Here is a 13,676-nt window from a genome sequence, read left to right on the forward strand (position 1 = left end):
ATATTTCTGATTATGCAGCTTAAAGATACTGTCAAAGTTGGCTATGTTTTGAAGCGATATCCTCGCTATTCTGAAACGTTTATTGTATCGGAGATTCTAGCCCACGAAGCGGCTGGACTAGAGGTCAAAATTTTTGCTCTACATCCTCCCCTGGACGGTCATTTTCAGAACATCATCTCGCAAGTCCGTGCGCCCGTTCAGTATCTTTTCTCCCATGACCTGCGGGGTAGTACCCTGTGGCGGGTGTTTCACGAGGCTAGTGAAATCATTCCTGATTTATGGGACAAGTTAAAGTTTGCCCAGGGGGAGGATGTGCATCGAGTGCATAAGGCGATTCAGCTAGCCTGCGAAGTTCGCCAAACCGGAATCACCCATCTCCATGCCCATTTCGCCACTTCTGCAACAGTCGTTGCTCGGTTAGCCAGCTATTTCGCTGATATTCCCTATTCCTTTACCACCCACGCGAAGGACATTTTTCATGAAAGCGTAAATTTCGAGGAGTACGGGAAAAAACTGCAAGATGCCGCATCGGTGATTACAGTTAGCGATTACAACGTGAACTATCTACAGCAAGTCTATGGAACGCGATCAAACAAAGTTCAGCGCATCTACAATGGACTAGACTTGCAGACCTTTACCTATCAATCTCCCCAGCACCGATCGCCCAAAATCCTTGCAGTTGGAAGGTTAGTTGAAAAGAAAGGATTTTCTGTGCTGATTGATGCTTGCCATGAACTGCGATCGCAGAAAGTTCCTTTCACCTGCCAGATTGCAGGAACGGGTGAGTTAGAAGCAGCCTTACGGACGAAAATTGCCGATCTGGAATTGCAGAATCGGGTGGAGTTAATTGGGCCACGTCCCCAAAGTGAGCTGATTAATCTGGTGCGATCGGCGGCGGTGCTTGCGGCTCCCTGTACGATTGGGACAGATAGCAACCGTGATGGACTGCCCACCGTTCTGTTAGAAGCCATGGCTCTGGGAACGCCCTGCATTGCCACCGATGTCACGGGCATCCCGGAAGTTCTCCACCACGAACAAACTGGGCTGATGGTTCCTCAAAATGATCCGATCGCCCTGGCTGAGTCTCTTAAGCGGTTACTAACGGATTCTCATCTCCGAGTACAGCTTGCGACCCGCGCCAGACAGGTGATTGAGCAAGATTTTGACATTCACCGTAACGCTGCTCACTTGCGAACCGTATTTCGATCGGCTGCATCTCTCGCAACAGCAGTCTGAGGAACGTGATTGAGAAGGAATTGGAGAAATTGGAGGAAAACGAGATGCGAATTGCCTATATTTGTGCAGATCCAGGGATTCCCGTTTTTGGGTGCAAAGGTTGCTCAATCCACGTTCAGGAAGTGATTCGAGCTTTATTACAGCAAGGGCATCAGGTGGAACTGTTTGCGGTGCGATGGGGCGGACACCCCCCCGCAGACCTGGCTGCCGTCCCCTGTCACAAATTGCCCAAACTGCCCAAAGGAAATACGCTTTCCCGAGAACAAGCAGCTTTAGGACTGAATCTGGATCTTCGGTTCGCCCTGGAGCAGGCTGGACGATTCGATTTAGTCTACGAACGCTACTCACTCTGGAGCATAAGCGGTATGGAATTTGCTCAGGAAAGAGGAATTCCGGGAGTTCTGGAGGTGAATGCGCCGTTGATTGAGGAGCAGTCCCAGCATCGAGGATTAGTGTTGCGATCGCACGCGGAACAAGTTGCCCGACGGGTCTTTCAGGCGGCAACACTTTTGGTTGCAGTGTCGGATGCCGTGGCAGACTATCTGAGAAGCTATCTCCCCACCGATCGAAAAGTGCAGGTGATTCCCAACGGGGTCAATCCGCATCGCTTCCCGAATGATCGGGTTGCCGCGCTCCCCCACGAGGCCTTCACGATTGGTTTTGTCGGAACCATGAAGCCCTGGCATGGATTGTTGACCCTGGTGGATGCGTTCACCCAGTTTCAGGCGACGCTGCCTGCACCCACACGCCTGCTGCTGGTGGGAGATGGGCCAGACCGATCGGCGATTGAGTCTGCATTGAGCGATCGTCACCTGGGTTCTGCCGTTCACTTTACAGGGAAAGTCAATCCAACTGAGATTCCGGGACTGCTTGCTTCTATGGATGTAGCCGTCGCGCCCTATCCCCAGCAGCCGCAGTTCTACTTTTCACCTCTGAAAGTTTACGAATACATGGCCGCTGGATTGCCCGTTGTCGCCAGTCGGATTGGGCAACTGCAACACCTGATTCAAGATGGCACCAATGGCTTACTCTATCAGCCTGGAAACCCTACCGCTCTCGCTACCCAACTCAGTTTGCTCTACCATCAACCAGCATTGCGATCGCACCTGGGACAGGCGGCTCGATCGACGGTATTACAGACCCATACCTGGGAACAGGTAGTGCAGAAAGTTTTATCCCTGGCTCCGGTGGCATTGCGATCGGCGGCTTGCCCAATGGAGGTCAGTGCCTCATGAGTCGCCCTCAAAAGTTGAAGGAAGTTGTGCCAGGATTGGGACGAATTCTACAACGGTTCTATCCCTATATCCGCAAGCAGCAAAGACTGATTACCGTTTCCATGTTGGCTCTGTTTGCCGAGATCGGACTGCGCTTACTGGAACCCTTACCGCTCAAGTTTGTATTTGATGAAATTTTTTCAGAACAAGCTGGACGAGAATTTACAACACTCACATTTGTTCAGTCCCTCGATACGCGACTGCTGTTAATACTGTCGGCTGCGGCAGTCCTGTCCATATCAGGATTACGGGCGATCAGTGCTTACTGGAACACGGTCGGTTTTGCCCTAGTAGGAAATCGGATACTCACAGAGGTTCGCAGCGTTCTATATTGTCATCTGCAAACCCTCTCCCTGTCATTCCACAATAGTGCCCGCAGTGGTGATTTAACCCTGCGTGTGGTCAGTGATGTGGGATTGCTGCAAGAGATCGTCGTTACCGCTTTTCTTCCCCTCCTGGCCAACTGTCTTGTTTTGGTTGGAATGTTGAGCATTATGGTTTGGCTGAATGCCCAATTAACAATGCTGGTGTTAGCCCTTGTGCCTTTATTCTGGCTCACAACCCTGCGGCTGACTCGACGGATTCGAGAAGTTTCACGGCAACAGCGCAAGCGAGAAGGAGCCATGGCCGCTACGGCAGCAGAATCGATCGGCGCGATCAAAATTGTGCAGGCTTTATCCCTGGAAGACAAATTTGCCAGCGTTTTTACTGGGCAAAACAAAAAGAATCTCAAACACGGTGTAAAGGCAAAACGGTTAGCCGCTAATTTAGAACGCACGGTCGATGTGCTAGTCGGTGGAGCGACTGCTTTGGTGTTGTGGCGTGGATCAGAATTAGTGTTAGACAATGCCCTGACCCCGGGAGATTTGCTGGTTTTTCTCAGCTATCTCAAGAATGCATTTAAACCCATGCGCGACTTTGCTAAATACACGGGACGATTAGCCAAAGCCACCGCCGCTGGGGAACGCATTTTAGATCTGCTGGATCAATCTCCCGAAGTTTACAATTCACCAAAGGCAAAACCCGCTCCCCCCTTCGTTGGACTGGTGCAATTTCAATCCGTCAGCTTTGGCTATCAGCCAGGACATCCTGCGTTGCAGGAAATCGACTTTCTAGCTTACCCAGGTCAGCGAGTGGCGATCGTGGGACACTCTGGCAGCGGCAAATCCACCCTGACGAATCTACTCTTGCGCTTATACGATCCCACAGATGGCGAAATTCTGATTGATCAACATCCCATTCGGGATTACACTCTGGAATCCCTTCGCGCTCAAATGAGCATCGTGTTGCAGGACAGTCTGCTGTTCGCCACCAGCATTTGGGAAAACATCGGCTACGGATCTCCCTCTGCTACCCAGGCGGACATTATTGCAGCGGCTAAGTTGGCCAATGCCCACGACTTTATCATGGCTCTCCCCCAGGGGTACGACACCGTGATTGGTGAGCGAGGGGTCACCCTATCCGGAGGACAACGCCAGCGAATTGCGATCGCCCGTGCTGCGGTTCGTCAAGCTCCAATCTTGATTCTGGATGAACCGACGACGGGACTCGACAAAGCTAATGAGCAGGAAGTTCTAGACGCGCTGGAACGGCTCACCGTGGGACGAACCACATTTTTGATTGTGCATGATCTGGCACTGGTCGCCAAAGCCGACTGCATTCTTTACATTGAGCGGGGACGGCTGTTGGAACGGGGAACCCACCAGGAGCTAATGGGCCTTAACGGACGCTATGCCTCTCTATATCGATTACAGGCGGCTGAACAAGAACAGATTCACTACCCGGTTCAGGAGGACACGAATGCTTTCGCCCGCTGATTTACATCTAATTCGCCGCGATCCAGATCTGCCAGGGCTACGCTACTTACTCTGTGCAGATATCTTTGCAGAAAAGCTAATGGCAAAGTTGCCCAATATCAGCATCAGTCAGATTCGCAAAACCTACATTCGCCACAAACCAGCGACGAACTGTTTGGTTAGCTACGAACTAAATATCGCTGGAACCCATACATCGATTTACGCTAAAGCAGTTGCTTCAACCAGCATAGACAAGTTGAAAAAATATCAACAGCGTGCTGATGTACCTGGAGCATTGGGAACAGGGCGAATCATTTTACTACCTGAAAAAATCATTGTCTCAGCTTTCCCTAATGACAATCGGTTGAGACAGCTACCGACATTAATTGATCCGACCTTACGACAAAAGCGATTGCAAAAAATATTGCCAGACTGTTCTGAGCTATGGACAGGCACACTGCATTCTTTGCGATATAAACCAGAACGTCGCTACGTAGCTCAGTTGCAGGTTAAAGGACAGCCTCAAGCGATAATTAAAGCTTATACAAACTATAGTTTCCGGCAGGTAAAAGCGAACTCAAAGACTTTTCAATCGATCGATCAAGTGAATATCCCGTCCCTGATTGGACACTCTAGACCCAATCAGTTGCTCATTTATCCCTGGGTGTCGGGGCAATCTTTACATGAATTAATCACAACATCCAGCTTAAACGAGGATATTGGCATTCAAACCGGAGCTGCTCTAGCACAGATTCACCAGCAGAATCCTAAACGGCTGCTAAACTTAACCCGTACCGATGAAGCGACAACACTGCTGACTGTTGCTGCTAATTTAAGTTGGTTATGTCCGCAATGGAAACACCGAATTCAAACGATCGCCGTTCAGCTTGCTGCGGCTCTTTTGAGTACACCTTCTCCAGGGATTCCAATTCACGGAGATTTCAACGCAGAACAGGTGATCGTCCATGCAAACGGAATTACCTTCATTGACTTCGATCGGGCAGTCCGGGGTGATCCAATGGCAGATCTAGGGTCGTTTGTGGCAAAGCTCCACTGGAGCGAACTGTGCCAGATTCTTTCAGCAGAGCGACGAGAGCAGCTTACCTCTATGCTGATAGCTGGCTATCGTGATGTTGCGCCTGAAAGAATAGATGATGAACAAATTCAACGATATACGGCGATCGGGCTACTGCGATTGGCGGCTGACCCGTTTCGCTACTGCGATCCAGATTGGCTGAATAAAATTGGGTTGATTATCCAGCGGATTGAGGATTTGGTGATGGAATCCTGTCTTTCGACTGCTCAGATTGCTTGAGGGTTGAATGATTGGAATGGGGGTTGAGGACTGGGCAGGCAAGATGCCACCGCACAAGAGGATGAATTGTTCTTTAAGTGGGTATGGTATGTCTTCAACAAGATTAACTTGCATGGTGTTGTTTTGATGTTTTTTCAGATAATTTTTTCGGGTTATGATCAGCTCTGTCTTGAGTGATTCAAAGCTGAGTTTTTTAATTGCGGCGATCGATCCTACAATGGTTCAGGCTTGCTTTCAAAGCCATGTATCGGTTTGGGTTGGTGACAATGCGAAGATTGCGATTTATAACATTCGGGTGGTTCGTCATAAATTCGGCAAGCGCTGCCTGATTGAGTATGATGTCGAGGTGAACCATGCAGGAACTTCAGAATTCATGACCTGGATGGGTAAGGTTCGCGCTAAGGGACTCGATCGCACCAGTTATCAGCTTCAATGCAAATTATGGCAGCAGGGATTTGAGGCAAATAGTTCGGATGGCATCTCGGTTCCCGAACCGATCGGGACTGTTCCAGAGTGGCAGATGTGGCTTCAGCGCAAAGTGCCAGGAACGATCGCCACTGTGCTTTTACCGAATGCCGAGGGGCACACCTTAGCCCACCGCATTGCCGCTGCCCTTTGTAAACTACACCGAACTCAGATTTTGCCCGATCGCCATCATGGGATCGAACAAGAGCTTGCCATCCTGCACGATCGCCTGGATCGGGTGGCTCAACAATTCCCCCAATGGCAACGTCGATTAGAGCGGATCTTAGACGAGTGCGATCGGACGGCTGGACGGATTGAATCCCCTCACGTTTGCGGTATCCACCGTGATTTTTATCCAGATCAAGTATTAATCAATGACTCGCGCCTTTACCTGCTGGATTTTGACCTTTATACAACGGGTGATCCTGGGTTAGATGCAGGCAATTTTAACGGGCATTTAATCGAGCAAGGACTGCGATCGTTCCATGACCCAGCAGTTCTGGCATCTCAACAAACGGCATTCACTGAGCGATTCATTCATCAGTCTGGAGCAGCGGTTCTTGATTCTGTAGAAACCTACACCACGCTGACCCTGGTTCGCCATATTTATCTGAGTACCCAATTTCCCGATCGTCAACCGTTTACCGAACAACTCTTGGAGCTATGTGAACAACGGCTTTTACATCCAAAATTTCGTTACTTCTAATCTTCTTTTCTACCGTTTTATACGTTAAAAATCCTATGCACAACTGCTTGAAGTGGATTGTCCTATTATTCGGATCGGTGACTATTTGGACAATACCCTTACCGACAAAAGCGACGACAGAACGGACATTCACTGAACAAAGTACAGATTCCTACGAGAACCAAAGCAATACTTTTATACCTATTTTTCAGCTTGTAGATGTTCAACCAGATGACTGGAGTTTTCAAGCTTTAGAACTGATTTCAGAACGCTATGGCTGTTTAGATGAAAACTCGTTTTTGAGGAACCCTGAAAGCGGCTCTTTCACCCGAAATGAATTCGCCATAATTTTGTCAAACTGTCTCGATCGCCTCTCCCAACAGACGACAGAAAGCAGTTTAGGAGTTTCCTCAGAAGACCTTCTTATCCTGCAACGATTACAGTCGGAATTTTCTCCACAACTTGCTGCAATCCGGAATCAAGTCAATCAACTAGACAACCGATCGAATCTTCTAGAAACCCAGCAATTTTCTACTACCACCCGATTGGAAGGAGAAGTAGTTCTGGCAGTGGCAGGAGTTATTGGCGAGGAGAGGGCTGATCAAAACAATGAATCCATCGATCGCACCCTCGTTGGCGGTAATCGAGTTCGGCTGGAGCTTTTAACCAGTTTTACGGGATCAGATCAGCTACGACTGCGACTGCAAGCGCGGGATATTCCAGAACTGGAAAATGTCACCGGAACCCAAATGTCCAACCTGGGATTTGATGGCAGCAATGGCAACAATATTGAATTGGATCGCTTGGATTACGAATTTGCAATCGGCGATCGGGCTTCTGCGGTGGTCAGCTTGGCGGGAGGCGGCTTGGGCGATTACGTCAGCACAGTGAATCCTCTTTTTAGCGGCAGCAGTGATGGTGCTATCTCAACCTTTGGCCGTGAAAACCCGATTCGGCGGCAGGGAGGCGCACCCGGTGTTGGATTGACCTACGAACTCAGTGAAGCCGTTAGCCTGGAGGTGGGCTATGTTGCTTCTCAAGCGACCAACCCGGAGGTGGGCATTGCTCAAAGTCCTTATGGTGCGATCGCTCAGATCACCGTCGAACCGTCTGACACCACTCGCTTTAGTGTGACCTATTTGCGATCGTTTAATGGATTGGATACTGGAACAGGTAGCGTGCGATCGGGTGATCCTTTTGACGGGGATTCTGAAGCGATGATTGCTAACTCGTTTGGCGCAGAAGTATCGTTTGACCTCAATGAGGCTGTGATAGGGGGGCGAGTGGGATTCATCCAGGCAAACGCAAAAGATCTGGCAGCAAATCCGAGTGCTGATATTTTTACCTGGGCTGTCCTGGCTGGATTCTCAGAGCTGGGTGGAGAAGGAAATTTAGCTGGATTAGTGATTGGTCAGCCTCCCAGAATTACTCGCAATCAATATGCTGAAGCAGAACAGGCTGCATCCTGGCATCTTGAGGCGTTTTATCAAGCGCAGATCAACGATCGCATTTTGATTACACCCGGTATAATTATTTTGCTGAATCCAGAACACTCAGCGAACAATGCACCTATTTATGTAGGTACTATTCGAGCCACATTTAGCTTTTAGCGGTTGCGATTTTGCAATACAGAAACTGTAAAAGTTTTGTTGTCCAATATAGAACAGTTACCACGAGCAGTAAAGTACTTACCCATTGTAACCAGGGAAGCTGAAGTCCGATTTTAGTAGCTGCAAACAGCAGTGCATCATCCACAAAGCTGAGGGCAAAGGGAAGACCCTTTTGAAAAGCTGATTGCAGAAAATTGAAAAGATGGTTTTGCATCGCTTTTAGAGTCCCCGAAGAAAAGACACCTTTACTATAGGAAAGCGAGTTTCCTCATGCATTGACTCTTTATGAAGGTTCGCTTGCAGATTTAGGCATTCGGTGCAGTTATCTTCAGTAATCCTTTAAAGATTCAGTCAGCTAGGATTGGAAATTAAACAACCTGCCAGTCATTCTGCCCAGTCAACAAGGCGGACAAGATGCCTACCCCGCAACAATCAGATTATTCAATTTTCATTTCTTGGAAGCTGAAGAGTTGCAGATTTGTGCAACTCAAACAGTTGTTTCTTGCAGGCGGCGCATCGAGAAACTGAAGTAATTTTTACAAGAAATAGGATCGAACAATCAAGGAAAAAGTGGCAGCATTTGAATATTAAATCTACTTCAATCAGCATGAAGTTCAGAGTAAAAGATGAATCAAATTCAGATAAAAACTGTACGGGAGGCGGATAGATGATCTCTTTTCTGCTAATGATTGGATGGCTACTGATCTTCGATCGCCTGCTTGCTGCTTGCCCACGCCTTATCCCACGGGACTAGGTTAAAGGCTTGTGCAACCCTACTCAAGGCTCTTTACATTGCAGTTTTCGGCAAGCCAAGTTGCGGATTTGCGTAACCTGGGGTGCAGAAATGGCAGATGCAGGGATTGGATAGTTTGCCCTATTGTAGAAACGATCTGGCTTTTTCCGAAAGCGATCGTCCCTGTACCCCACACACGCTTACAGTGTGTTGTTCCCTAACCCGTGATTACTGTTATTTGTATGATGCTATTGCTCTGGTCTGTCGTTTCCTATCTCGAACTCCAGCGATCGATGCGGTGGTGGTTTGAGCGACGGACGGCTCATTTGGAAGCTCAATCTGAACGCCTTCATAACGGGGTGATGCAGGAGCTATTTGTGTTACGCCGAGAGCTAGAGGCGACCTTACATCAAGGGCACCTGCTCCCATCGCATTCTAATCCAGCTAGTTCAATCCAACTACAGGCGATCGAAAAAATTCATCATCAGTTGGAGCAGATTAGCGATGAACTTTCTCCCCCTTACATTGCAGACAGTTTGCCTCTGGCGGTTCAGGCTTATGGGCAGGAGTGGCAGCACAACCATCCTGAAACTGTTCTAGAGCTAGAGTTGCCAAAGATCTGGGAGCAGCAGGCAACGCCACAGGATCAAATCCTGCTGATGGGACTGGATGAACTGTTGCAAATGGTCATGCCCGGCTCTCAAACAACCCTACCGTGCCGGGTTCGCTTAACGACCCAAGATCAGCCAGCAAACAACGGAGCAGCCCCAACGTCCTGGGGTGAACTATCGGTTGAAGTCACTTACCCCAATGCGGTTCTGATTTCCAGTGTTCTACGGACGAGAGAATTGCGCTATTTACGGCGAGTGGTGCGAGGGCTGACCCACGGACGATTGCTGAATGAGCGTCGGGGACTGACTGTAACGTGGTATTTCCGTTGGGTTCTGCGATCGACCCCATCCCTTACAGTAGGGTTAGATTAAACCATAGATCCTGTTAGTTATAACCATGAGCAGAACAATTGTGGTGATCGATGATCACGAACTCGTTTTGGATGGAACAGTAAATTTATTAAACGATCGCTATCCTGACGCAACCATTCAAGTTGCCCAGACTCGGCAAGCCGGTCAAGCATTTATTGAGCAATTGCAGCCTGATTTAGTCGTGGTCGATTTATCGATTCCTGAGTTGGAGGGTGTTAGATCTCTTCCTGAAACGGGGATCGAGTTACTCAAAACCCTGATGCAGAATTACCCTACCCTCAATATTGTCGTGCAAAGCATGAACCCCAAACCTTTGGTGCGGCTGAAACCGATGATCGATGACCATGAGGGCGGGTTCACCATAGCTGATAAGAGCCTCCGCCGTGAGGAAATGCTAAAGAAATTGGATATGGCTCTAAATGGGGGAACATACCTGCCCAAGGAAATGAAGCTAGGGTTGGAGGTGAAACCAGAATGGTTAGAACTCTTGCGATTGGCCTATCAGGAGGGACTGCAAGACAAGGCGATCGCTAAAGCGATGAGTATATCCGATCGCACGGTGCGGAACTACTGGACAAAAGTGCAGGATGCTCTGGGCGTTTATCCAGAAGACAATCAAAATCTCCGCACTCAGGTGGGAATTCGGCCCGGGAAGAGGGGTTGATTGATTAGTGGGAATGGGTAATGGGTGATGGGTAATGGGTAAGATGAATCACAGGCGATGGGAACGAATTCGAGATGAGATTGCGATCTGGCGGATTGGGGCGTTGCCAGGTTTACTTGTGATTGGTTTGGTTGTGCTGCTGCGACTAATGGGAACATTACAGTTTTCCGAATGGTGGATGCTGGATTTCTTTCTGCGATCGCGTCCGCCGGAACCAACCGATGAACGAATTTTGATTGTCGGAATTAATGAAGCTGACATTCAGGCGAATGGCCATCCGATTTCAGATGAGACATTGGCTGAACTGATTGAGGCATTGCAAATCTATGAACCCAGAGTAATTGGATTAGACATTGTGCGCGATTTACCGGTGGAGCCGGGACACGATCGATTAAATCAGGTGTTTCAGTCCCCCAATATTATTGGGATTGAAGCGTTACCGAATGCCAATGGTAATGCAGTTTCTCCACCACCCGGATTACCCCCAGAGCAAATTGGGTTTGCAGATGTGTTTTCGGATGCCGATGGGGCATTACGACGCAGCTTATTAGATATTGCCCTGTTTGAAACTGAATCCAACGAAGCTGAGTCCAAATTTTCCCTGGCTCTGTTGCTGGCTGAAGCCTACCTGAATCAAGAGGGAATTTATCTGGACAATGGCATTCGTGATCCCGATGCGATGCGGTTTGGTTCAGCAGAGATCCCGCAGTTACGGCCAAATTCGGGTGGTTATGTGAATGCGGATACAGATGGTAATCAGACTTTGATTCACTATCGCAGTGGTGACCTACCCTTTCGTCAGGTGTCGATGGCGGATATTCTGTCTGGAAATGTACCGGAGGATTGGATCCGCGATCGAATCATTCTGATTGGCTCAACTGCAATCAGTTTGGGTGATCTGAAGCTGGCTCCAGCCCTGGCAAACAATGATAATGCTGGGCTAACCTATGGAGTCAAAATCCACGCCCATATCACCAGCCAGATCATCAGTGCGGTATTGGACGATCGCCCGCTATTACGTACCTGGGCGAATGGTTGGGATTACGTCTGGATTATCGCGTGGGGGTTACTTGGCATTCTGTTGAGCCGGGTTCTGGCTTCACCTTTCAAAACCCTTTTAGCGTTGGGAATTGCCAGTGCGCTGCTGTTTATCATTTGTGTTGCTGCCCTGATGGCAGGATGGTGGTTGCCGATTGTACCTGCCCTGGGTGTGCTGATTTTAAACAGTGCCGGACTGACCGCTGCTTTGTTCTACCGTCATCAACAAGACCTGCAAGCCAAAATCCACGATCGCCAGTCTGTGATTGAGCAAACCTTTGATGCGATTCATAATGGCCCCCTGCAAACCCTGGCGGGAATTATGCGGAATTGCTCAGAAGAATCCTACTCGCGGGATCAGCTCTACGCTGAACTGCAAACGCTCAACCATGAACTGCGCACGGTATATGATGCCATCCGACAGGAAACGCTGACCCCCAATGGACACTTTTACCTCTGCAATGGAGAGCAGTTGGATTTGCAACACCCCACCCACGAACTGCTCCACGCCGTTTACCGAGCCACGCTCAATCGCCCTTTCCCATCCTTTGAACATTTGAAGGTTAAGGTGGTATCTTTCCAGTTCATTGATGTTCGGATATTGAGTACGGATCAAAAGCGCGGCCTTTGTCGCTTCTTAGAGGAGGCACTCTGTAACGCTGGAAAGTATGCCAGGGACATGACGCGCTTAGAAGTGTCCTGTAAACCCCAACCTGGAAAAATTCTGATCCGTATCGCGGATAATGGCAAGGGGTTGCCCCATACTACCAGCTCATTTTCGGGACGGGGCAGCCATCAGGCAACGATGCTGGCAAAACAGTTGAATGGTTCCTTTCACCGCCTTCCAAATTCTCCCCAGGGAACCCTTTGCGAACTGACTTACCCGATCGCCAAGCCCTGGTTTGGATGATCCCTACTGCCACCTGGAACTCAATAAGGTGCAGTTTTCTGCAAAGTTTTTATCAGTTTTCAGATTTATGATTGACACAAATCGGGAATGAAGGTTTAGATCAATTTATTTACAGTATGGGTATGCAATTAATTCAATATTAAATGTCATCAGGAAATCGTTCTATGAAACGTCTATCCCATCCCCCATCTCCTTTTCTAACCCGATCGATCGCGGCATTTGCTTTGATCGCCGCCCTTGCTTTTCCGGGTATCGCCCTTGCCCAAAGACGCTATGTGCCCCGTCGCGCTGGCACTCCTCCCAATGCGCGCACGATCGCCGGAACCCGTACGGGAAGCTGTACCGGAACCGCTGAAACTGCCTTCACCCTCCTGGCTCCCTACAGTCATGTCGGACAAACCAGTAACCCTCGCCCGACGCTATCGTGGTATGTACCGGATGCAGAACCCGTTGCTGTAGAGCTTCGAGTTTATGCCTATGCTACGAATGGTCATTTGCAGGTTCCGCAAATCTATGAGACAACGCTGCAAAGTACATCAGGGATCATGTCCTATTCCCTGCCCATTGATCTCGCTGTTGAACAAACTTATTACTGGCAAGTTGCGCTTTTGTGTAATCCCGATCATCAAGCTTCAGATGTGATCGCGGGAACGGAAATTCGCATCGTTGATCCAACGGTGGATGAAGCCGATCGCTGGTACGATTTACTGAATAGTACGTTGCCCCAACTGGATGTATTGGCAGATTTAGCAGACATCGAACAAGCTGCCGGGCAGGAATGGGCTGCACAAGCGGCAGCGGCAATGGGCAGTGAACAGGCGGAGCTAGAAACGAGAAGGATTGAAGTATTGCAGCAAAGCGAACAGTTGCGGGAGATTGTGGCGAATAGTAACGAACCGATCAGTCAGGAGCATCAAAGTCGTTGACCCGATGTATCGCCTGGGGTGGGCACTGCCCACCCTACATT

At 49.1% G+C, this 13,676-nt stretch carries 10 protein-coding genes; all 10 read left to right on the forward strand.

The annotated features are described in order from the left end of the window. The first annotated feature begins 12 nt into the window (after positions 1 to 12). Complete coding sequence (locus tag ACM1PF_RS08120; RefSeq protein ID WP_416673910.1) at positions 13 to 1,236, forward strand: glycosyltransferase family 4 protein; 1,224 nt, start codon at positions 13 to 15, stop codon at positions 1,234 to 1,236. A 44-nt stretch (positions 1,237 to 1,280) separates the two neighbouring features. After that, positions 1,281 to 2,471, forward strand: a complete 1,191-nt coding sequence (locus ACM1PF_RS08125) for a glycosyltransferase family 4 protein (RefSeq protein WP_416673911.1) — start codon at positions 1,281 to 1,283, stop codon at positions 2,469 to 2,471. Next, a complete protein-coding gene (locus ACM1PF_RS08130; RefSeq protein ID WP_416673912.1) occupies positions 2,468 to 4,327 on the forward strand; it encodes an ABC transporter ATP-binding protein in 1,860 nt (619 codons plus the stop codon). The genes ACM1PF_RS08125 and ACM1PF_RS08130 overlap by 4 nt, the downstream gene beginning before the upstream one ends. Next, entirely contained in the window at positions 4,311 to 5,621 is a 1,311-nt protein-coding gene (locus ACM1PF_RS08135; protein ID WP_416673913.1) for an aminoglycoside phosphotransferase family protein, read from the forward strand. The genes ACM1PF_RS08130 and ACM1PF_RS08135 overlap by 17 nt, the downstream gene beginning before the upstream one ends. A 154-nt stretch (positions 5,622 to 5,775) precedes the next feature. Continuing rightward, the gene (locus tag ACM1PF_RS08140; RefSeq protein WP_416673914.1) at positions 5,776 to 6,792 is read left to right on the forward strand and encodes a phosphotransferase family protein; all 1,017 of its coding nucleotides are present in this window, start codon (positions 5,776 to 5,778) and stop codon (positions 6,790 to 6,792) included. A gap of 77 nt (positions 6,793 to 6,869) precedes the next feature. After that, positions 6,870 to 8,381 (forward strand): iron uptake porin, encoded by a 1,512-nt coding sequence (locus tag ACM1PF_RS08145; RefSeq protein WP_416673915.1) that lies wholly within the window; start codon positions 6,870 to 6,872, stop codon positions 8,379 to 8,381. 957 nt (positions 8,382 to 9,338) lie between these two features. Next, entirely contained in the window at positions 9,339 to 10,097 is a 759-nt protein-coding gene (locus ACM1PF_RS08150) for a hypothetical protein (protein ID WP_416673916.1), read from the forward strand. A 25-nt stretch (positions 10,098 to 10,122) separates the two neighbouring features. Further along, the gene (locus ACM1PF_RS08155; RefSeq protein WP_416673917.1) at positions 10,123 to 10,761 is read left to right on the forward strand and encodes a response regulator; all 639 of its coding nucleotides are present in this window, start codon (positions 10,123 to 10,125) and stop codon (positions 10,759 to 10,761) included. Positions 10,762 to 10,795: 34 nt separating this feature from the next. Then, positions 10,796 to 12,709, forward strand: a complete 1,914-nt coding sequence (locus tag ACM1PF_RS08160; protein ID WP_416673918.1) for a CHASE2 domain-containing protein — start codon at positions 10,796 to 10,798, stop codon at positions 12,707 to 12,709. 164 nt (positions 12,710 to 12,873) lie between these two features. Beyond that, entirely contained in the window at positions 12,874 to 13,635 is a 762-nt protein-coding gene (locus tag ACM1PF_RS08165; RefSeq protein WP_416673919.1) for a DUF928 domain-containing protein, read from the forward strand. Positions 13,636 to 13,676 lie beyond the last annotated feature (41 nt).

Origin of the sequence: Egbenema bharatensis FJBBOT/2019, from assembly GCF_048077055.1 — a bacterium.
Taxonomy (GTDB): domain Bacteria; phylum Cyanobacteriota; class Cyanobacteriia; order Elainellales; family Elainellaceae; genus Egbenema; species Egbenema bharatensis.